This window comes from Clostridium sp. BSD9I1, assembly GCF_900185645.1.
Classification (GTDB): Bacteria; Bacillota; Clostridia; order Clostridiales; family Clostridiaceae; genus Clostridium_AK.
Genome location: NZ_FYAM01000027.1, coordinates 128,926 through 152,131, shown reverse-complemented (window position 1 = coordinate 152,131; position 23,206 = coordinate 128,926). Strand labels below are relative to the sequence as shown.

General features: G+C 30.7%; 19 protein-coding genes and 2 riboswitches. Of the genes, 2 read left to right on the top strand and 17 right to left on the bottom strand.

From position 1 onward, the window contains the following. Positions 1-108: 108 nt before the first annotated feature. Positions 109-1,434, bottom strand: a complete 1,326-nt coding sequence (locus BSD9I1_RS17640) for a Na+/H+ antiporter NhaC family protein (protein WP_186431412.1) — start codon at positions 1,432-1,434, stop codon at positions 109-111. Positions 1,435-1,521: 87 nt separating this feature from the next. Then, positions 1,522-1,641: riboswitch (SAM riboswitch) on the bottom strand. A 500-nt stretch (positions 1,642-2,141) separates the two neighbouring features. On the opposite strand from BSD9I1_RS17640, the gene BSD9I1_RS17635 reads away from it, so the two are divergent. Next, positions 2,142-3,332: an NAD(P)/FAD-dependent oxidoreductase gene (locus BSD9I1_RS17635; protein ID WP_186431411.1), complete on the top strand. Its 1,191-nt coding sequence runs from the start codon at positions 2,142-2,144 to the stop codon at positions 3,330-3,332. Between the two features lie 130 nt (positions 3,333-3,462). Here the strand turns inward: BSD9I1_RS17635 and BSD9I1_RS17630 are convergent, their stop codons facing one another. Next, the gene (locus BSD9I1_RS17630) at positions 3,463-4,308 is read right to left on the bottom strand and encodes a YihY/virulence factor BrkB family protein (protein WP_186431410.1); all 846 of its coding nucleotides are present in this window, start codon (positions 4,306-4,308) and stop codon (positions 3,463-3,465) included. Positions 4,309-4,394: 86 nt separating this feature from the next. Continuing rightward, entirely contained in the window at positions 4,395-5,054 is a 660-nt protein-coding gene (locus BSD9I1_RS17625) for an HAD family phosphatase (protein WP_186431409.1), read from the bottom strand. A gap of 192 nt (positions 5,055-5,246) precedes the next feature. Between BSD9I1_RS17625 and BSD9I1_RS17620 the strand changes: the two genes are divergently transcribed. Further along, complete coding sequence (locus tag BSD9I1_RS17620) at positions 5,247-5,465, top strand: DUF3892 domain-containing protein (RefSeq protein ID WP_186431408.1); 219 nt, start codon at positions 5,247-5,249, stop codon at positions 5,463-5,465. Between the two features lie 58 nt (positions 5,466-5,523). Here BSD9I1_RS17620 and BSD9I1_RS17615 read toward each other — a convergent pair whose 3' ends face one another. The 14 genes from BSD9I1_RS17615 to BSD9I1_RS17550 form a co-directional block, all read right to left on the bottom strand. Next, a complete protein-coding gene (locus tag BSD9I1_RS17615; RefSeq protein WP_186431407.1) occupies positions 5,524-5,862 on the bottom strand; it encodes a cupin domain-containing protein in 339 nt (112 codons plus the stop codon). Between the two features lie 119 nt (positions 5,863-5,981). Beyond that, positions 5,982-6,884 (bottom strand): GGDEF domain-containing protein, encoded by a 903-nt coding sequence (locus tag BSD9I1_RS17610; protein WP_186431406.1) that lies wholly within the window; start codon positions 6,882-6,884, stop codon positions 5,982-5,984. Between the two features lie 139 nt (positions 6,885-7,023). Beyond that, positions 7,024-8,724: a methyl-accepting chemotaxis protein gene (locus BSD9I1_RS17605; RefSeq protein WP_186431405.1), complete on the bottom strand. Its 1,701-nt coding sequence runs from the start codon at positions 8,722-8,724 to the stop codon at positions 7,024-7,026. 183 nt (positions 8,725-8,907) lie between these two features. Beyond that, complete coding sequence (locus BSD9I1_RS17600; RefSeq protein ID WP_186431404.1) at positions 8,908-10,392, bottom strand: sensor domain-containing diguanylate cyclase; 1,485 nt, start codon at positions 10,390-10,392, stop codon at positions 8,908-8,910. A gap of 48 nt (positions 10,393-10,440) precedes the next feature. Next, positions 10,441-11,031, bottom strand: a complete 591-nt coding sequence (locus BSD9I1_RS17595; protein ID WP_186431403.1) for an HD family hydrolase — start codon at positions 11,029-11,031, stop codon at positions 10,441-10,443. 242 nt (positions 11,032-11,273) lie between these two features. Beyond that, the gene (locus tag BSD9I1_RS17590; RefSeq protein ID WP_186431402.1) at positions 11,274-12,074 is read right to left on the bottom strand and encodes a hypothetical protein; all 801 of its coding nucleotides are present in this window, start codon (positions 12,072-12,074) and stop codon (positions 11,274-11,276) included. A gap of 91 nt (positions 12,075-12,165) precedes the next feature. Further along, positions 12,166-12,324, bottom strand: coding sequence for a hypothetical protein (locus BSD9I1_RS17585; RefSeq protein WP_186431401.1), 159 nt, complete (start codon positions 12,322-12,324; stop codon positions 12,166-12,168). A gap of 231 nt (positions 12,325-12,555) precedes the next feature. After that, the gene (locus BSD9I1_RS17580) at positions 12,556-13,110 is read right to left on the bottom strand and encodes a rubrerythrin family protein (protein WP_035309429.1); all 555 of its coding nucleotides are present in this window, start codon (positions 13,108-13,110) and stop codon (positions 12,556-12,558) included. 76 nt (positions 13,111-13,186) lie between these two features. Continuing rightward, positions 13,187-15,193, bottom strand: a complete 2,007-nt coding sequence (locus BSD9I1_RS17575; RefSeq protein WP_186431400.1) for a methyl-accepting chemotaxis protein — start codon at positions 15,191-15,193, stop codon at positions 13,187-13,189. A 266-nt stretch (positions 15,194-15,459) separates the two neighbouring features. Continuing rightward, positions 15,460-16,926 (bottom strand): aminoacyl-histidine dipeptidase, encoded by a 1,467-nt coding sequence (locus BSD9I1_RS17570; RefSeq protein WP_278281264.1) that lies wholly within the window; start codon positions 16,924-16,926, stop codon positions 15,460-15,462. Between the two features lie 146 nt (positions 16,927-17,072). After that, positions 17,073-19,097, bottom strand: coding sequence for a methyl-accepting chemotaxis protein (locus BSD9I1_RS17565; RefSeq protein WP_373419361.1), 2,025 nt, complete (start codon positions 19,095-19,097; stop codon positions 17,073-17,075). Positions 19,098-19,213: 116 nt separating this feature from the next. Continuing rightward, positions 19,214-19,305: riboswitch (cyclic di-GMP riboswitch) on the bottom strand. A 425-nt stretch (positions 19,306-19,730) separates the two neighbouring features. Further along, positions 19,731-20,630, bottom strand: coding sequence for a fumarylacetoacetate hydrolase family protein (locus BSD9I1_RS17560; protein ID WP_186431398.1), 900 nt, complete (start codon positions 20,628-20,630; stop codon positions 19,731-19,733). Positions 20,631-20,923: 293 nt separating this feature from the next. Further along, a complete protein-coding gene (locus BSD9I1_RS17555; RefSeq protein WP_186431397.1) occupies positions 20,924-22,657 on the bottom strand; it encodes a methyl-accepting chemotaxis protein in 1,734 nt (577 codons plus the stop codon). A gap of 60 nt (positions 22,658-22,717) precedes the next feature. Beyond that, positions 22,718-23,185: a chemotaxis protein CheX gene (locus tag BSD9I1_RS17550; RefSeq protein WP_186431396.1), complete on the bottom strand. Its 468-nt coding sequence runs from the start codon at positions 23,183-23,185 to the stop codon at positions 22,718-22,720. Positions 23,186-23,206: the final 21 nt, after the last annotated feature.

Here is a 23,206-nt window from a genome sequence, read left to right as displayed (position 1 = left end):
CACCCCACTATGTTATTTTCCCATATTCTATATTATATTAGAAATTAAAAGAGTGCAAAATTCAATATAATTTTGCACTCAAAATAATAACTTAGTTCTAATTATCAATTAAATTACTTTTTTTAGAGCCCCTGCCTCCATATTCTTTATCTTAGGGAATCCTAATGCTATTGCAATAACTGCAGATATCCCAATTAAATATGGATAATACAAATACTTCATTATTAAAAATGGTGAAATGCCCGCAATACCTGATGCAACTAATAACTGTGCTCCATATGGTATAACTCCTTGAGCAAAGCATGAAAAAGTATCTAGTAGACTAGCTGTTTTTTGTGGCTCTATATTATATTTTGAAGATATACTTTTTGCTAAAGGTCCTGTAGTTACTATAGCTATAGTATTGTTAGCAGTACATGCATCTACTAAAGCAACTAAAAGTCCTATAGCAAGCTCGGCACCCTTTCTCGATTTTACCTTGCTTGTTATAAAATGAAGTAAGAAATCTATACCCCCATTGTGTTTAATAAGTTCTACAATCCCTCCGATTACAAGTGATACTATCACTAGTTCTGACATACCTGCTATTCCCTTTGCTATAGACTGAAGAAAAGCTATAACTCCCATAGATCCAGTAGCAATTCCTACTATACCTGAAAGTGCCACTCCACCCACTAAAACTAAAATTACATTTACGCCTAAAAGTGCTGCTATAAGTACAGATAAATAAGGAAGTACCTTTACAATACTATACTGATAGTTTCCAGATAAAGTAGCATTATTACCTGATGTAATTACTGCAAATATCACTGCTGTAATAATTGCCGCTGGGAGTACTATAAAGAAGTTAGTTTTAAACTTGTCCCTCATTTCGCATCCTTGAGTTCTAGTAGCTGCAATTGTTGTATCAGAAATCATTGATAAATTATCACCAAACATTGCTCCACCAATTACTGATCCTAGCACTAAAGCCACTGATATTCCAGTCTTATCAGCTACTCCTACAGCCATCGGAGATAGTGCAACTATTGTTCCTACAGAAGTTCCTATAGAAGTGGATATAAAGCATCCAATTATAAATATTCCTGAAATTAAAATATTACTTGGAAGCACTTTAAGTCCTAAGTTAACAGTAGATTCTACTGCTCCCATATCTTTTGCAACTTGTGCAAAGGCTCCTGCTAAGATAAATATTAAGCACATAAGTATAATATTTAAATCTCCTGCTCCCTTGCAAAATATTTCAACTTTGTCATTTATACTTTCTTTTTTATTCATAAGTAACGCTACCACTGCAGCAATCAAAAACGGAACAGTAACAGGCATAGCATAAAAATCATTAGTAACTAATGCTATTGATAAATATATTGCTACAAAAACTATTAATGGTAGTAATGCTGTCGCCTTACCTTTTCTTTCAACTGAATTATTCATTTAATATCCTCCCATAATGACTATTTAAAATTAATTTACAAAATAAAAAAACTCCTTGCCGACAGACACAAGAAGTTACCACTTCTCCCCTTATCTGTCAGGTATTCACCTGCTGGATTTAGCACCTTCAAAACAAATGTATTAAAACAGATGTATCTGGGTTGCCGGGCTTCATGGGGCCAGTCCCTCCGCCGCTCTTGATAAGAAGTTCCTATTAAATTTTAAGGATAGTTTATCATCAAACTAATCTATTGTCAATCCTTTAAAAATTACCACATTTTAAGATAATGTTGATATATAGTATGGAATTTTCATTTAGGAAAGCTTCACTTCGTAAAAAAGCTCTAATATTTCTGATGTTAAACCACCTAAGCCTTCTAAACTCACTATCGTTCAGACAGTAGAAGACTCTTAACGGTGTTTTGACATCAGAAATAAAGAGCTTTTAATGCTTGTTTAATGCTTTCTACAATGCAAATCCCATACTATAATATTTAACATTAAAAATGTAAGTAGACCTGCTAAAGGCTAAAGGAAGAAATTTCACCTTAGTGAAATTTCAATAATGACTAGTAACTATTCAGTATTAACCATCAATTAAACTTTTATCACAAAATTCTTTCAAGTTTACTTTCTTAATCATTATCTGATAATTATTAGTGTATAATAATCTTAGGGTTAAAATTAAACTATGGGGAGCTGAGCATATGAACAATAAAACTAATGGTACAACTTTTATTATTATTGGAAACGGCGCTGCTGGATTTTATGCTGCAGATGCTATAAGGCAGAAAAATTCAAAAGCCTACATAACAATGATTTCAGAGGAAAGTTATTATAGCTATTATAGACCTTCTCTTTCTGAATATCTTGCTAATGAGATTCCCGATAAAAAATTATATTTAAAAAATAAAAATTGGTTTGAAGAGAATAGTATAAACTTAAAACTAAATACTAAAGTAGAGAGTATTCTGACCAAAGAAAATAAGATAGTTTTATCTGATGGCTCTTGTTTAAATTACGATAAACTTATACTTGCAAATGGTGCACGTAACTTCATCCCACCAACTGCTGGTACTGACAAAAATGGAGTATTTTCCTTAAGAACAATAAATGATGCAGATGAAATAATAAGTTATGCAAAAGATTCTAAAAAAGCTGTAGTTATAGGTGGAGGTCTATTGGGGCTTGAGGCTGCATGGGAATTACAAAATTTAGGGCTTGATGTAACTGTAGTGGAATTTTTTCAAAGACTTTTACCTAGACAGCTAGATGAAGAAGGTGCTGAAATTTTTAAGAATCAAATTAGTAATTGCGGCATTAATGTAATTCTTGGTGACTCCCTAGTTGAAATACTCGGAAATGATAATGTAACTAATATAAAACTAAAAAGTGGCACTATCCTTGATACAGACATGGTATTATTTTCTGTTGGAATAAGAGCAAACAAAGAATTGGCTGAAAAGTGTGGAATAAAGACCGATAAATCTGTAGTAGTAAATGAAAAAATGGAAACTAACATACCTGATATATATGCTTGCGGAGATGTAGCAGAATTAAACGGTAGAAACTATGGCATTTGGCCTGCAGCTGTTCAAATGGGCAAAGTTGCCGGTATAAATGCCTCTGGAGATGAGTTAATATTTAAAGATTTTGTTTCATCTACAATTTTCTCCTCAATGGATACAAATCTTTTTTCCTCCGGATATTTTGATGATGAATGTGATGTTTTATCTTATAATAATGAAGATAATCAGATATATAAAAAGCTTTTCTTTAAAGATAATAAACTAGTTGGATGTATACTTCTTAGGGATACCTCCTTATCTATAAAAATAGTAAAGGGGATTAGGGAGGGATATTCTAAGGAAAAGATTATTTCATTAGGTTTAATATAAAAATTTTGTAAGAGCTCTTTACTAAAGCATCTAACTTTAAAACACTTTTAAGAATCTTAGGCTGTCTTAGCAACATCTAATGTAAAAAACTTAGGTGTTTTAAAGTTAGAAATATTACTCTTTTCATGTATTATCTTAAAATGTTTGGATTTTCCTTTACCTTTCTATCGAATGCTAACGCTGCATTTAATTCCCCACCAACCATTATAATAATGGAAGTCAAATATAACCACGTTAAAAGTATAATAACTGCTCCTATACTTCCATACAGCCTTGAGTAATTTCCAAAGTTGTTTACATAAAAAGAAAATCCAATGGATACAACTATCCACCCTATGGTTGCAAATATGGCACCTGGAATTACTTCCCTCCATCTAAGTCTTTTACTTGGAGTATATCTATATAAAAGAGCAAATACAAGTATCATGGAGGTTAATATGATAGCATATCTTACTATATTCCATAAAGACATAAATGATCCTGAAATGAAAAACTTCCACATTAAGAACCTTCCCAATGCTTCACCAAAAACTAACAAAAACAATGTTGCAACTATTATAAAAGTTAATCCTATAGTACATAAAATAGATATTATTATTACTTTTATTAAGGATCTTTTTTCCTTTTCATCATAAGCCTTATTAAGACCCTTTATAACACTTCTAAATCCAGTAGATGATGTCCATATGGAAAGAATAAATCCAAGGGATAAAAGCTTTACATTTCTGCCTTGCAAAACTTCTAATACTGTATCATGAACTAATTTATATGCACCATCTGGTAGCACTTTACTTAATTCCCAAAGGACTAATTCTGTATCCAGAGATAGATATCCTATTAAAGTCATTAAAAAAATTAAAAATGGAAAGAAGGACAAGATTAAACTATAAGATAATTCAGAAGCCAGCGCCGGAACTTCATCATCTATAATTCTTTTAATAATATTTTTAATGCCTATTTGTGGTTTTACCTTCACTCTAATCTTCTCCCCTCCTTATATTTGCGAGCAGTTATACTCCACTAGATTTATAATTCTGATTTCTAAATAAAATCATCTTTATTTTACTTATTCAGTCCTTTTATGAATGCTGCATTTATATCATTAAAATCATCAATAATTATATCTGCTTTACTTAAATCTTGGTTCCCAGAGTTTATATTTTTGTATCCTATGCATTTCATATTAGCTTTCTTTGCAGCTAAAACCCCATTATGGGAATCTTCTATAACCACACATTCCTTAGGATCTACATCTAATTTTTCACTAGCATATAAAAATATATCTGGCTCAGGTTTGCTCTTACTCACATAATCTCCAGTTACTATGTAATCAAAGTAGTTTCTTATTTCAAACAAGCTCAGTACCTTTTCTATTACATTTAATGGTGATGATGATGCTACTGCTAATTTTATATTGTTTTTATGTAAATCAATTATGAGTTCTTTTACTCCATTTATTGGTTGTAAATCTAAGGCATCATTTAAAAAATCTAAATATGTATTCCTATCTAATTCTACCAGTTCCTCTAGACTCTCGGTTAAATTATGATTAGTTTTTATCTTATCCCACATATAATGTGAAGTAGTTCCTATAAATGTATTGTGTTCTTCATATGCTATAGATATTCCTAGTTTTTTAAATATATCTTCCTCAATGCTTAAATGAAGTGGTTCACTATCTATTATTATTCCATCCATATCAAATATTACAGCCTTCACCATAATGATTATCTCCCTTCATTAGTTATTAATGAACTTTATTATATCATACGAGATTTATAAAATATTATTACTTTTTATTTCATTGGGAATACTATTTATAAACATTTAACTTTTATTTAACTAACTGCTGATTTTATTTTTAAATTTCAGAATCTTTTCCATGAAAAAAATTAAACTAAGAGGTGAATTAACATGAAAATAATAAAGATTAGAAAAAACAATGATGGTGATATAACCAATGTACTTACAGACGATAATATACAAAGAAGCCTTACAGAAGCAGTAGCTTTGGCTAAACGCGGAAAGCTCGATTCTGTAATTGTTGAGAAAAACCAAAATGGAGTGAATACCATAGCTTCTTCTCCTAAATCTAATGATGAAAATAACTTGAACAACTTACCTACATTTTAAATAAAACTAACCTCCAAGCTTAAAAGTCGCCCTTTTAAAAGGCGACTTTTAATTGTTATTATCCAAATACTACAACTAGCATCATTTTAAATCTTTCTGTTGCATGTAATGCATGAGGTATTCCTGATGGCATTACGATACATTCTCCCTTTTTAACTGCAAATTTTTCTTCACCAATTGTTATTTCTGCTTCTCCATCCAAAATGTTTACAAAAGCATCTCCACCTGAAGCATGTGAGCTTATTTCTTCGCCCTTATCAAAGGAAAATAGTGTTAGACTCAAGTGTTTATTTTGAGAAAGAGTTCTGCTTATTACTTGACCTTCTTGATAGGTTACAAGATTCTCTAAATTTAATGTCTTTGCGAAATCAATGTTCTTAATAAAATTTTTATCCATATTAATATCCTCCATTGTAGTGTATTTAAGATTAATACTATATTTTAAAATTTTCATGTTACAATTTTACTATCTAAATAAATTATACTCCAAAATTTTCCTCTTATCTGTTTCATTTGTTACCCTTCATTAATTTCACTAATAACTATTTTATCTCTTCCAGTTTTCTTCGCCTTATAAAGATTTTCATCTGCACATTTAATAAAGTCCTTAGCATTTATTATGCCTCCTTCTTTTAAACAACAAACTCCAAAACTGGCAGTGATATTTATTTTATTGCCTTCATACATAAATTCTGTATTGCCTAGTAATGTCTTTATCTTATTTGAAACCACCATAGCTCCTTCTTTATTTGTATTATTAAGGACAATTAAAAACTCTTCTCCACCATATCTACTAACCCAATCCGTAGATTTTCTAATGGATTCCAATATAAGTTTCCCAAACTCTTTTAGAACATAGTCTCCAGCTAAATGTCCATATGTATCATTCACTTCCTTAAAATAATCAATATCCAAAATTATTATACACATTGGTAATTTATTAATGGCATTTTCATTTATATCTACATATAGCTGTCCATCAATAAATCTCCTATTATAAATTCCTGTCAAAGGATCTGTTATCATAGCATGATTTAATCTACTAATTAAATCATTAATTTTTTCTACGTTTTTATATTCTGATTGTACAACGAATGCTTTCATTGTTATATCTTTTATTAGTTCCACCACATATGTACAGTCATTAATATTTACCAGTGATGCTATAGTTAAAAAAACTCTTTTTTCTTTATACTCTATTTTTATGAAAGTATCATTTTCTCGAAGAGCCCTTATACATACACAATTTTCGCAGGTACTATTTTTATTCCAAAATTCATAACAAGTGCTAGGTATATCAACATTATAACTCTCATCATTATAGATAACCTTTTTATTAACGGGATTAATAACTCTAATAACATCATAAAGATTTTTAAATATAGATAATCTATCTTTAATTTCACTTAGAATGCTCATTTGTACCCCTCCGATTTTAGGAGCTATAATACTACTTTTTAGTTTGCTTACCTTTTATGGTTTTAATACAAAAATATAAAAATAAAGCTATAAATGAGTATTAACTTACTCAAATACAGCTTTAAATTAATAACCTTATTTAGTTATTAGAAGCTATTTTAAATTCACCTATAAATTCTGAAACCTTTTCTACTTTATTACTTAATTCTTCAGCTGAGCGCGCCACTTGGCTGGATGAAGCACTTAGTTCCTTAGATGAAGTTACTATTTCTCCAGTAGATACTGAAACTTCTTCTGACACTGATGAAGCAACCTCAACCCCTTGTAAAATTTTTACCTTTTCACTGTTTATCTCATTAACATATCCATTTATATCCTTAATTTTAGGAAGTATTCTCTCTATACTTACAATTATGTTTCTTAGAGTATTCATTGAATTATCAAGAACTTGTGATTGCTCATCTAGCTTCGCATTCATATTATCCGAAGTCTTTACTACCATACTGCTTTCCATGTATATAGCCTGGGTCAAATTATTAATATTTGCAGAAGATACTTTTGATTGTTCTGCAAGCTTTCTTATTTCCTCAGCTACTACAGAAAATCCCTTCCCCGCTTCTCCTGCCCTTGCAGCTTCAATTGCTGCATTAAGAGCTAAAAGATTAGTTTTATCAGCAATACCATTTATTAAATTTGTAATTTGATTTATTTCAGATAACCTAACACCAAGCCCCTGTATTTTATTTCTTACATCTTCAAAGGAACTGTTTATATCACTCACAAACTCACTCAGTACCTTTAAATCTCTATCGCCTTCCTTTGCACTTATACTAATTAAATCTGCATCAGAGTATACCCCCTCAACTCTTATAACAGTTTCATCAACTTTCATTCCAAAACCCTGTAATGTTTTATTTATACCTAAAAGCTCTTGTGCTTGAGAATTTGATCCTTTTGCTATTTCTTCTATAGTGCAATCTACAACTTCTGAAGAGGATGCCATTTCCTGTGAAAGTGCTAGAAGATTTTCAGTTTCCTCCATAGTTTTATTAGAAGCTTCCTGTACAATTTCAAACGCCTTAGATATCTTTACTCTAAATCTATTTATTTCTTTAGCTATAACTTCAAATTCATCATTGCTTTTTATTTCTAGCTCCTCCGTTAAATCTCCATCAGCCATTTTTCTTAAATTATCTTTGATACTATTAACATTATTGGATAACTTCTTTGAAAAGAAAATGCTTATGACTATTGATAAAACCATAATGATTACTGCGGCTATTATTACATCTAATAAAATTTTATTTTTCATACCGACATATTCTGATACTTCCTTATCAATGCCAACTATAGCAATTATATTCCCACTTGAGTCTTTTATAGGTGCATATGCAGATATAAAGGTACCTAAATCATCCTTCATTGGTTTTTTATTAACAGATACTTGTCCATTAAAGGCATCTTTCATTTCATCTTCTAATGGATATTCTTCTCCAATTTCATCAGAGTTAACTATTGATCCATCAACTATAAAGTGAGCATTATCTTCCCCTTTAGATAATGTATATACATATGTTACATCTTTATCATTTTTCCATCTAATCATAGCTTCTCTAATTTCTTTATATTCAGTACTATTCATGCTTCCATTATTAATTACATTATTCAGTTTATCTGAATCTATTATATTCTCTGCTTCCTGAACATAACTTTTGGCATTTTGTTGCATTTTAGAAAATATATTTCTAAACACAATTAAATTTAAAGATATTAAAATTAGCATAGATAACAAAGATACAAATCCCATAAGTCTTAGTATCTTTGCCGATAAACTTTTCATATCATTTTCCCCCATTTATTATAAATTGTTTCTTTATTACCCTAGTATTTTAACAAATCTTATTATACTATACTTTTATTCTCGTTTATACTATAAACTTACAAATCCATGAATTTTCTGCAAAAAAATAAAGCTTATTTATATAAGCTTTATTTTCAGAAAACATAATATGTTTAATTACTTTTATCTGAGTACCTTTTTTGAATACTCATAAAAATTATAGGAATTCCCGCCATTCTTCTTTGTATAATACATGGCGTTATCTGCGCAGTTCACAAGCTCTTCTATGCTATGTCCGTCATTAGGAAAAATGCTAATACCTATGCTAATATTAATATAATGCTCATTCTCATTCAAATTAATCGATTGAGACTTAATATTTTCTAATATTCTATCAACTAGACACATTACATCTTTTTTATCTTTAATAAATTGTTGAATTATTAAAAACTCATCTCCTCCTAATCTTCCAAAAACATCTGTATTCCTAATGGATTTCTTTACTGCATTGGCTATAACTTTTAATATAGCATCTCCCTTACAATGCCCATATGTATCATTAATATCCTTAAATTTATCGACATCAAATAATATAACCGCAATTATATATTTATGTTTTTTAGCTTCCTCTAAAGCTATATTGAGTTTAGACATTAAACTTGCTCTATTATATACATTAGTAAGTGGATCATATTTAGCAAGATATACAACTTTTTCTTCTATCTTTTTACGTTCTGTTATATTTCTTATAATTCTTATTATTATTCTCTCATTATTTACAATAATAGAGTTTGTACTTATTTCCGCTGGAAAAGTAGTGCCATCTTTTCTTATGTTAATTGTTTCAAAAACGCTGCCTTCACTATATATATCGCCAAGGCTTTTTGAAGAATCCAGTGTTCTAAGATTCTTTAAATTTTTAGTTTTCAATTCATTGTAACTATATCCATACTCCATTACAGCTGTTTTGTTTCCATCAATAATTTGTCCATTTTCTGTTGTATATAATATTATATCATGTGCATTTTCGAATAAAATCTTATGTTTCATAGATGTCTCTTCTAGCTTTCTTAAGATTACAACTGCAACTGCGATCATAAATATAATAATTATTATATCTATAATAAATTTATACTTCATATAATTAAATACTCCAAAATCCACATCTACACCCACAATTGCAATGACTTCCCCATGTGAATTTTTTATGGGTGCATAAGCTGATACAAACGTACCTAAATTATCCCTTACAGGATGTGGTGTGTAAGTTACTTTTCCATCAAACGCTTGCCTCATTTCTTCTTCAAAATTATATTTTTGCCCAAGTGGTTCTGGCTTAACTAATGCTGAATCTATTAGGAAATGAATAGTATCTCTTTCTCTATACATTGTATAAAAATATTTTACATCTTTATCATTTTTCCATTTTATCATTTCTAGTTGAATTTTTTTGTACTCAGTACTATTCATAGATTTATTTTTTATAACCTTAGTTAATTTATCTCCATCAATCACCTTTACAGCATCAGCTGCATTTGATTTTACATTAGCTTGAAATTTATGTATAATCGTTCTATAAAATGCAAGATTGACAATTAATAATATTATGATGGTTAGAATGAATATACTTTCTACGATCCTTAAAGACTTTAACTCTAAGTTTTTCATAAATTAGCCCCCAAAGTTTAATTTGAAACCATTAAAATCACACTAATTTTAACGTTTTAAATATCCCTTTTTAATAGAATCCTCTATAATTTCCTTTGCATATTCCCAAATTTCAGGAGCATTTTCTTTTAATAATTCATTTCTCTTTAATACCATTTCACTAGTTACTCCTGGCCTTCTCCAAGTATGGCCATTAGTATTATAGTTAAGAATTAGTGGTTGAACTCTATCAAGACAAGCAGCAAACTTAGCTTCTGAAGTTTTTAATTCTTCAAACTCACGCCAAAGATTCCAAATTTCCTCTGACTGATCCCCTGGTAACATTCCAAAAAGCTTTTCAGCGGCTCTCTCTTCTCTTTCTGCTTTATCTTCATAGCCCTTTTTATCATAGCAATATGTATCTCCTGCATAAATTTCAACAAGATCATGTATTACAACCATTTTAATTACTTGTAATACATCTACAGGTACCCTTGAATACTCATAAAGCATCATTGCCATAATAGCTAAATGCCATGAATGTTCTGCATCATTTTCATTTCTTGTTGTTCCTGTAACAATATTTTGCCTAAAGATATGTTTTAATTTATCAATTTCTAAAATAAACTGTATTTGCTTTGAAAGTCTTTCATTAAGCATACTTTCTTCCCCCATTATTTATAATTAATGATTTATGTTTATGCCCTAATATGTATGAAAGCCATCTATAAGACAGCTTTCTATAAAAAAATTATACTCTTTGGAAATTATAAAATCAATGAAACTTTCATACTAGCTATATGCTAATTAAGAACCGAAAATTTCTTTGATCTGGAATATCATTATATTGCATTCTCTTATAGAAACAAAAAAGTTGCGAAGCAACTTTTTGCTACACAACTTTATTTTATAGTCTTCTCTCTAACAACCTTATAACTTTTATCATCTTGCATTGTTACATATATAATTTGTATTTCTTCCTTATTGTCCTTATTAACTTTAAATACTAACTCAAAATCCTTATCATTTATGATATTATAAAATTCAAATTCAATCCCATATTGATCTATATACTCCTTTTGAAACTTACTTGCTATATAATATATTCCACATTCAACAGGATGTGTTTTTGCAAATGACTCAGAGGGAAGCTTTCCCTTATTCTTTTTTGCAAAATCTTCTCCTTCTTTCATTGCTTTTTCTATTTCAGGAAGCACATTATATTCGTAACTAGCTATGACCCACTTTTCCTCTTTATTAACCATTCTTAATTTAATTTCTTGGTAAATAGGTTTGCCATCTAAAATATAATCAATTTTAAAATTTAATACATATGACTTATATTCTTTGTTATCAATTTTAATGTTTTCCTCTATTTTGCTGCCAAGCGTAGATAAAATATATGTGGATACTTCATTTTTTGATTTTATGATTTTCACTTGAAAATCCTTTCCATCTAAGATATCCTTTGGATTTAAAAAATAAGAAGATGACTTGTCCAGCACCTCTCCAATAGTACTTGGATTGTATGTGAAGTATTCCTTTACAAACTCTTCTGCCGCTTGCTGAGCTTTTGATATATTATTTTCCTCACTGCTTATCTCTGCTATATTACTACTTGTACTAACAGCAGCTTGCTTACATTGTATAAATATTGCTCCTGATACTATTACACTCATAAGTAATGCTAATGTCTTTTTCATACGTATTCTCCCCCTTTTTTTATCCCCGAGGTGACTCTACTTTTTACAAATGCCTTATACAAAATAATATGCTAAATCTCTTGTTATTATTCTAGCTTTTAAGTGAATTTATTATATATAATTTAATCATTGCCTTTTTCCTTTTTATTACCTTTTGAATCCTCTTAGCTTTTTCCATATGCCCGTACTTAATCTCATCATCTCTCCACTCTACAAGCTCTAAATATAACTTTGAAAACTTATTCTTCATATAACTTACCCCCTAGTTTAATATCTTTAAATAATACATTCTTATTATTTATAAAATTAAAATAGAACAATATCGCTTATTAATTTTATGTATATTTTTATTATTGACCAATCTTCATACAAAAAAGTCATAAAAATAGATTATCTATTCTTATGACTTTTATAACTTTAATATCAATAAAACAAAACACGCTAAAGATTGCCTTTTTCACAATCCTTAACGTGCCTCACTTTAAAATGCCTTAAACATATCTTTTTTTACACCGCATACTGGGCACTTTTCCACATTGTCCCCAATTTCTGTATATCCGCAAACTGGACATACATAAATAGTATCTATTTCAATATCTTTTCCTTCTTTAGCTTTATCCTGAGCGTCTTGAAATAGCTTAGCATGAATTTTTTCAGCTTCTAGAGCATAATGAAATGCCTTTTCAGCATCTTTTTCATTTTGAAATCTTGCAGTTTCAAGGTATACTGGATACATTTGATCTACTTCATGAAGTTCTCCGTTAATTGCTCCTTGAAGATTATCAACTATATTAGTATGACCAAATACTGCTCCCGCTGCAACCGTGCTATCTCCTACTTGCTCTTTAAGTACATTAAAGTGATTTTTAGCATGAGCCCATTCTGCATATGCTACTCCTTTAAAAAGCCTTCCTATATTAGGGAACCCATCCTTTTCTGCATATTCCCCCCATATAAGGTACCTCATATGTGCCATACTTTCTCCACCATATGCCGAACGTAAAAAATCAGCAGTCATTGCATTGTTTAGTGCCATAATAAACACATCCTCTCTTATAATTTATTCCAAGTATATTATTATGCCTAAGTTAAATTTATATACCATTTATAAATTACACCTTAAAACTTTCTATTTTTTCATTAAGCTTTTGAGACAATTTATTAAGTTCTTCTGAAGTCTTTGAAACCTCATAACTAATTGCTAGCTGCTCTTCTGTAGATGCTGATATTTCTTCCGTGGAAGCTGAGGTTTGCTCCGAAGATACTGCTATATTTGCCATTACCCCTACTATTTCATCTTTTTTGCTAGTCATTTCATAATTTAGCCTAACAATCTTTTCTACTTCCCCGCTTAGTTTGTTTACCATATTAGTTATCTTAGTAAATATATCTTCCGTTTTCACCACTGCATTTGATTGTTGGTTAGCTATTTCATTTGCAAATTCCATGGTGTTAACCGCATTTTTTGATCCAGATTGAATCCCCATTACTAAATCCCTTATCTTACTTGTTGCATCCTTTGATTGTTCCGCAAGCTTTCTTACTTCATCAGCAACCACGGAAAATCCACGACCTGCTTCTCCCGCTCTAGCTGCTTCAATGGAAGCATTTAATGCAAGTAAATTTGTTTGTGCTGAAATTTTTTCTATTGTATCTATAATACTTCCAATTTCATCTGATTTGATATCAACTTCATTGATTACTTTTGAAACCTTTTTGGCAGCATCATCGTTTTCTTTAGTGCTTTTAGTTAACATCTGGACTACTTCAATACCCCTTTCGCTTAAGCTATCAACTCCATCAAATATCTCCTTTGAATCATTAATAGCACCGGCAACTAATTGAATACTATTTGACAATTCTTTAATCTTACTAAGTGCCATATCAGTTCCTTTAGCTTGCTCTACTGTTATATTGGAAACTTCTCCAATAACTCTTGTAATTTCTTCTGTAGAAGCACTACTTTCTTCTGACATTGAGGCCAAGTTATCTGCCGCTGAAGTGACTTCAGTTGATATATTGCTTATATCCTTTATCAATTCCCCTAGATTTTCAGACATGGAATTAAGATTTGAAGCAAGTATACCTATCTCATCATTACATTTAATAGCACTTCTTATTGTTAAATCACCACCACCAATTCCTTTCATATCCTCTACTAATTTATGCAAAGATATAATCATTGGTTTTGACAAAATCATTCCTAACATTGCTGCTAGGATTATAATTACAATCCCGGCTATAGATATTACCTTAAAAACAACTGATAAACTTTCATGTATTTCAGAGTGGCTCATTTCTCCTACTATACTCCATCCTGTTTTATTATTAGTAGTAAAAACAGCAAATTTATTATCGCCATTATAACTATAATCAATAGTATCTGACTTTTTACTTCTCACCGCATCTAAAATATCCTTAACTGGTATTTCTTTATTGTTAAACTCCTTATCTGTATGAGCTAATATATTTCCTTTACTATTGGCTATAAAAAAGTGCCCCTCTTTTCCCAGCCTGGTTTCACTAACAAGTTTGGATAATACATCTAATGATATGTCAGCCCCGACTACGCCTATAAGTTCACCTTTAGAATTCTTTGCCGGCTTTGCAACTGTCACAGTTAATTTTCCTGATGCTTCATCTAAGTAAGGTTCTGTCCAAGTCATTTTACCTGCTTTCATAGTTTCTTGATACCATGGTCTAGCTGTTGGATCAAATCCCTTTGGCAAATTAACTTTTGGATAAACAAATAACCTTTTATCATGTGTTGCAATATATACTGCCATTGAATCTGGATGTACTTCCTGATAACTTTGCAGCACATTATATGTATAAATAAGTTCCTCAGGCTTATTATTTAAAACATTCTTTATGTTTAAATTATTACTTAACATATTAATATTGTTTTCATTTTCTGTAATATAAGTTTCAATAATTGAACTAAGCTTTTCAGTCATCTGCATAGAATTTTTCTTAAACTCAGACTCTAATACATGTTTTGAATTGGAATAAGTAATAAGTGCTAAAGTTACAATAGGAATTACTATAATTCCTATAAGTAAGAATATCAATTTATTTTTTATAGATCCCTTGAGTCTGTTATTCCTTGATTTTTTCATGGATTGTCCCCCTTGTAAATATTTATTTTCATGTTAGAAAAGCTCTGGCCCCTTACAGACCTTTCTAACATCAATTTACATATAATCTTAACTTCCATCGTTATTCGTTGACGATTTTTATAAGTTTAAATATTTTAAATAGTATCACTTCAGTTATTTTATGTCAATAAACAACTTTACACTTCAGTCATCATTCCTTATATTATGACAATATAAAAGGCATATCTCTTTCAAGATATGCCTCTTACAAATATGAAATTTATCTATTATCTTATTTGTTTTAATACCTCTAAGAAGTACTTATATGTTCTTTCAGTTGAGGAAATACTTAGTTTTTCCTCAGGGGTGTGCACATCATACATATTGGGTCCAAAGGAGATCATATCTATATCCCCAAGAATATCCTTTAATATTCCGCATTCAAGACCTGCATGTATTGCTGTTACCTTCGGTTCTGAATCATACATATCTTTATGAACACTTTTAAATACTTCTCTGATATATGAATCTTCCCTGTACTCCCAAGCTGGATAATCAGATTCTAAATTCATAGTTGCACCAACAACCTTACATATGCTTTCAATTTCTCTCACTATACTATCCTTTAAAGTTTTCACAGAACTTCTTATAGCACTTTCAAATGTTATCTTATTCTCTTCAGTTGTAACTACACCTAGATTTGTAGAACTTTGAACTAATCCTTTAATATCCATGCTCATAGTTTGTATTCCTTGTGGCATTAACATAAGTACTGTAATAACCTTATCCGTTAGTTCTTTAGAAAATACCTTGTCTATCTTTATATCCATTTCTTCTAACTGTACAGTTATTCCTGAATCTGAAGCCCTAAGTTCATTTTTCAAGGTCTCTTGCCACTTTTTAATTATATTATTTAGAGCATTTTTATTTTCTTCTTCAATAAGGATTATAGCTTCAGCTTCTCTTGGAATTGCATTCATCTTTGCTCCACCATTTATTTCCGCTATGTACAACTCCATTTGTGAATTTATATCATTTAAAACTCTTCCTATAATCTTATTAGAGTTCCCTCTTTCCTTATCGATATCCATCCCTGAATGTCCGCCCTTTAGGCCCTTAACAATAACCTTATAGAGCATAAAACCTTTTTTCTTTTCCTCTAATTCTAACTTAATGCTAACTTTATTTCTAACACCACCAGCACAGGAAGATAAAAGTTCTCCTTCTTCCTCTGAATCAATGTTAATTAAGATCTTTCCAGAAAGATTTTCTCCCTTAACACTTGAGGCCCCTCCCATTCCTGTTTCTTCCTCAGTTGTAACTAAAACTTCTATAGCAGGATGCTCTATATCGGTACTTGCAAGTATAGCCAGGCAATAAGCTACTGCTATGCCATTATCTGCTCCTAAAGTAGTTCCTGTTGCTTTTATAAAATCGCCTTCTACTTTTAGCTTAATAGGGTCTTTTTCAAAATTATGCTCTGTTCCATTGTTTTTTTCGCAAACCATGTCCATATGGCCTTGTAAGATTACAGTTGGAGCATTTTCATATCCTTTAGTTGCATCCTTTTTAATTATTACATTTAATGCTTCATCTTGTATTACCTCTAAATTATGTTCCTTTGCAAAATTAACTAAATAATCACTTATAGCCTTTTCATTTCCAGAGCTTCTTGGTATTCTACTTATCTCTTCAAAGTATTTAAATACTAAACTTGGAGATAAATCCTTAAGTATATTATCCAAATTAATCATCCTTTCACACCTTAGTTTCATTTATCTATTATAGTAATTTTAACATATGAATTAAATTTAATACATAAAAAAGGAAACTACGGCGGTTTTGATGCTTAGGGTCCTATTTATATACTCAGTAATATTAATCAATATTATTTTTAACTTCAAAATTTAAATTTCATAATAATTCCTTGTAGATTCTGGGCTAAATTTGATAGACTCTCACTAGAGCCTGCAATTTCCTCTATAGAAGCAGATTGCTCTTCCATGGAGGCTGTTGCTTCTTCAGTTGCAGCAGCATTTTCTTCGGCAATTGCTGAAAGTTTTTGTAAAACATCTAGTATTTCACACTTTGTCCTTTCCATTTCTTCCCCTGAAACATTTAGCTGCTTAACTGCTTTTTCCGTTTCCTTCATAGCTTCATTAATTAACATATATTTATCTTTGCTATTAACTACACTATTTACTTGCTCTTTAGATATATTTGATAGCCTTTCCATGGTTTTTACAGCATCTTTGGCATTGCTTTGTAATTCATTAACCATCCCATCAATATCCTTTGTAGAAGTTGAAGATTGCTCTGCTAATTTTCTAATTTCCTCTGCTACTACTGAAAATCCTCTTCCTGCTTCTCCTGCTCTTGCTGATTCTATTGCTGCATTTAGTGCTAATAAATTAGTTTGTTCTGCTATAGAGGCAATCACGCTGCTTGCTTGGCCAATTTTATTAGAACTATTATTAGTTTTTAATATAACTTCGTATATTTCTTGTGTAGCATCATTGCTTTCTTCTGTTATTTTTGACAGATTGTCAATCTCTTTTAATCCCTCATTAACAACTTCTATCACCTTATTTGAAGCATTATTTAATGCTTTTACATGATCTTGATCTTTTTCAATTATTTCTCCTAATAGAGCAGCCTCTGAAGAACCATTTTCTGTACTTCGTGCTTGGTCAGATGCTCCCATTGCTATTTCTTCAACTGTTCTTGACACTTCCTCTGCAGCGCTTGCTGATTGTTGTGAGGTGGCTGTCAATTCTTCTGAAGCAGCAGACACTTGTTCTGCCGAATTACTTATTTCACTAATAATTTCTCTAAGACTATTAATTATATCTTGAAGTGCTTTTGCTAAGGCTCCAATTTCATCTTTCTTCTTAAGAAATATTTCAGGAATATCTTCTGTAACATCCAGATTAGCTATTTTTTTAGAATGTTGTATAGTTGCAATGATTGGTTTTACCATTGAATTGCTAATTAAATATGTAATAGCAATACTTATTAATAAAATAACAATCGTAACTATAATATTTGTTGCTTGTAATGCAGGAATTGAAGCTAAAACTTCCTTTTGATTCGCAGTAATAATTAGCATCCAGTCAGTACCTTCAATAGGTGCATATCCAGCATACAAATCCTTTCCCTCAAAAGAATAATTACTAATTCCAGTCTTTTCTGTCAATGCTTTTTCGAGCAATGCTGCTACTGACTTCTGACTTTCATCGTTCTTTGCTTCCTCAATTGGATTATATTGATTTAACACCTTTTCTCTATCTGGATGCCCAATCACAGTTCCATTGATATTAATTATGTAGCTATATCCTTCATTACCATACCCTATATCATCTGCACTGTTACTTAAGGAAATTCCATCTCTACGGCCTACCAATGCCCCTACAACTTTACCTCCATTTTTAATAGGAGTAGCATACATTAATACAGGTTCATTGGTTACACTGCTAACTAACAAATCAGATATGTTAGTTTCACCACTTAAAGCTTTTTTTATATAATCTCTATCACCTAATTGGCTGGTTGTTCCATCACTATAATAGGCAGTACCATCAAGATGAACAACAGCAATATCAATAAAATTTGTTCGTTCTATTTGCCTTTGCAGCACAGGTTTTTGTATCTTCCAATCCATGCCTTGGATATCTGCTCTCAATGCTATCATTTCCAATGTTAGCTTTTGAGTTTCAATTCTACTTGCTATTACTTTTGATCCTTGAATAGCTAGTGAGCTAAGTGACTTTTCTGCTTCTTTTCTAAGAGAATTACTTGCTCTTTGTAAAGAAATAATACTCAAAGCAGTAGATGACAATAAAATTAATATAGAAAAGTAAACAATAAGCCTTGCTTTAATATTTTTCATTTCAAATCTCCATTTGAATCCTTTTTCATTTTTCATTCTAAACCCTCCATTTAATTCTTTAAATTGATAGATCAATACATGATGTAAAACTTTATGAAAATAAACCCCCTTTATTTTTTAAAACACAAATAAAAGGGGGTTGCTTAGCAATATTGTGCAGCTGGCTACCATACTACATGTTACTTTGTAACTTAGGCCCTTGGCTTTGCGTCCTTACCTTTCGGTAAGTTTGCCCTTTTAATTAATGTATGTAATTTTTTATTTTTGGTAATTTATTATTTATGCTACATTTTTATATAATGTCTTATGTTTTAAAAGGCAAATAGGTTTATTTATTGGATACTAATGTAAAATATTCCTTTTGCCTCCCAAGTTATATTATAACAAATTATGTTATAATGCAACATTTTTAGAGTATATTCTACAAATAATGATAATTTTATCACATATTAACATCAAAATCTGTATAGAATAGTACACAATAGCCTTTTGTATATAACTGCTTCTACTCAATGCACAATATAATAAAAAAATTGTGAACAAGTGCCGCGTAAACTCTGCACTTTATCCACAATTTTTATCACAAATTCATTTTATATATTAGATATGAAGTTAACCACTTTCCTTTCATAAATATATACACTCCTTTTATTATTTCTTAAATGCTTCTCATTCTACTATATTTCTTAATACACCAATATTTTCAACTTCACATTCTACTACATCTCCAGCTTTCATAAAGCGTGGAGGCTTAAATCCCAATCCAACACCAGCTGGAGTTCCTGTGGCAATTATGTCTCCAGGTTCTAAAGTAATCCCATTAGAAATTTCAGATATTATAGATGGGATATCCGCTAGAAAATACTTAGTGTTAGAACTTTGTCTTAATTCCCCATTCACTCTGCTGCAAACATTTAGTTCAACCGGAAGTGGGATTCCGCTTTTATGCACTATAGCTGGCCCAAGTGCAGTAAAGGTATCCAAACTTTTTCCTCTATACCATTGAAGGTGCTGCTGTTGAAGGCTTCGTGCAGAAATATCATTCATAATTGTATACCCGAATATATAATCTTCCACCTTCTCCTTAGAAATGTTTGTACCCTTTTTGCCAATAATAACTGCAAGTTCCACTTCATAATCCAATTGCTCATCAAGTTCTAAATGACCTATTATAACACCCTCTGGTCCAATAGTTTCTGATGCTCGTTTTGAAAAATAAACAGTCCTTTTAGGCTCACTAAAACTTTCTTTATTAAAACTTTCCTTTGTTTCGTTTAAATGGTCTTGGTAATTTACACCTACGCAAATAATATCGTGAATTGGTCTTTTAATTGGTGAACAGAGCTTAACCTCATCTATTGAATACGATGTGAAACTTGTTATATCATTGTTAAGTAAACTATCCTCAATTCTTTCAATATCAGAATGAGATATATTCCTTATTAAATCATTCATATCATTAAATTCTTTACTTAGTTTAATGCTTGATAATTCTATTGCTAATACCCCATCTTTAGAAAGTACACCTAATTTTTCTTTACCTGATTCTTTTAAACATATGAATTTCATTATTCATCACCTCTAATAAATTATAATACCTATTCTATTCTTCTTTTATTTAAGCTATCCTCCTAAATAATCCAATTAATTCTTCCTTACTGAAGAATACTGGATCTTCACCTACACAAGTATCCTTCATGGAATTTTCACCTAACAAATCAAAATTAGAATTGTCTACAAATCTGACCTAAAACAAAAGCTGAGTATGATTAAAATCCATTAATCAATACCCAACCTTTCAATATTATCTGCTATTTCTATTTATTATAATAGAGCATAAAAATACTCTAATTAGTTAATGTCTAATACTTTCCAAATTCTTTATCGCTTAATACTATTTTTTTGGGTTTAACTCTATCAATAGCAACCTCTTCTTTATATAATTGATTTCCAAAGTTTCTATTACTGTTCTTACTACCCATATTATCAAGCATCTTTAATATCTCTGGACTCAAGTATTCTGCGCTTTTATATGCTGAATTATTAACCCTTTTAAGCTTAAACTTTGCTACCTGTTCTTTAAGCAGCTCAGCCTGGCTAGATAATTCTTCACTTGCAGCCGCACTTTCCTCTGACGTAGTAGAGTTAGTTTGAACCACTTCAGATACTTGCATTATAGCTTGACTTATCTGCGCAGCACCTGATGCTTGTTCATCTGATGCATTGGCTATATCACCTACAATATTTGCCACTTTATCTACATCTTTAACAATTTTATTTAAGGCTTCTGCGGTTTCAGTAGCGATCTTAGTTCCATCTTCAACTTTCTTTATTGATCCCTCTATCATGTCGGTAGTTTCTTTAGCTGCATTTGCAGAACGGGCTGCCAAATTTCTTACTTCCTCTGCAACTACTGCAAATCCCTTCCCATGTTGTCCAGCTCTTGCTGCTTCTACAGCAGCATTTAAAGCAAGTATATTTGTTTGAAAAGCTATTTCATCAATAACCTTAATAATCTTAGATATGTTGGAGGATGACTTGTTTATTTCTTTCATCGCCTCCAGCATTTCTTCCATTTGTTCATTTCCTTGAATTGCATTTTTCTTTGCAATTTCTGCAAGTTCATTTGCTTCATTTGCATTATCTGCATTTAACTTGGTTTGTGATGAAATCTCCTCTATAGAAGCTGTTAATTCTTCAATAGAAGTTGCCTGCTCAGTCGCTCCTTGAGACAGTTCTATACTTGAATCTGAAAGTTGCTTTGAACCAGCTGCAACTTGTTCTGCTGCATTATTTATATTTGTCATAACTTCATTTATATTGATAGACATTTTAGTAAATGAAGCTGCTAGAACTCCAACTTCATCCTTAGCATCAATATCTATAGCTACATCAAGATCACCATCTGCAATTTTGTTTGAAGCATTCATCAGCTGTACTATTGGTTTACTGATTATGCTAGAAATAAATATTCCTAGAAGCACGGCAGTAACCATGGCTATTATAACAACAATAATCATTATTATAATTGCTCTAGTTGTATCACTTGAATATTTACCAGACATCTGATTACCAGTTGTTGATTTAATTGAAAATAATTTGTGTATATTATCATCGATGTCCTTAGCAGGTTGTGCGGCTTCAGTATAAAAAATTGATTGAGCTTTTTCTAATTGATTAGTAAGTACTAGATTTATTGCCTTATCTCTAGAAGAGTTATACTTTTCAATTAATTCTGTTAAATTCTTATAAATGAAACGCCCTTCATCTGTATCTAGTGAATTTTGAATTTTATTTAGTTGTTCTTTCATTTTCTTATCTGATTCTTTTAATTTATTAATATTTTCAGTTCTTTTATTTATATCTTTTAAAAAAATTATATCTCTTATCACACTTCTTGAATCATTAAATGCAACACCTAATTGTCCAATATCACCCTGGGCTACACCAAAATTAGTAAATAAACCTGAATATTTTTTATCTATAGTCTTAATATTACTTACACCCACTACACCAACAATTCCTGCAAGTATTGAAATTGATATAAATGCAGAGATAAGCTTCGTACTAATTCTTAAATTTCTGAACCATTTCATATGTTATTCCTCCCTTATTTGTTATCCTATGAAAATATAAAGCTATATCAAATTCTCTTATTAGAGTATCTCCTCCGCTGCAACATTTATTAACATAGTTCCTAATCCTTCAAGTTCCAATGGAATCACAATATTAGGAAGTCTATTTGACACTTCAATTTTTTCTCCTGTTAACAATGTTGGTGGGGTAATATCAATTCTCATATCCTTGCTTTCAAATATAGTACTTACATTACCCATAATCATATTCCCCATCTCTGAAACTGCGCTCTTGCTTATTTCATCTAGCTCTAGTACTGATACACCACCCATCATGGCAGATGCAATTCTTTTTGCAGTATCTATAGATAATTCAAAGCACACTTGTCCTTTAATCTTTCCAATTACTCCTATCATTATAACAACTTGATTAAATAAAATTGGGAAATTCTTTAAATATGTTTTCTGACGCTTAACTTCAATGCCACAAAGCATCTTAATAACTGATTCAGTTCCTTCTATAAATGGATTTATGTATTCTGACTTCATTTTGTACCTCCATTGTTATAC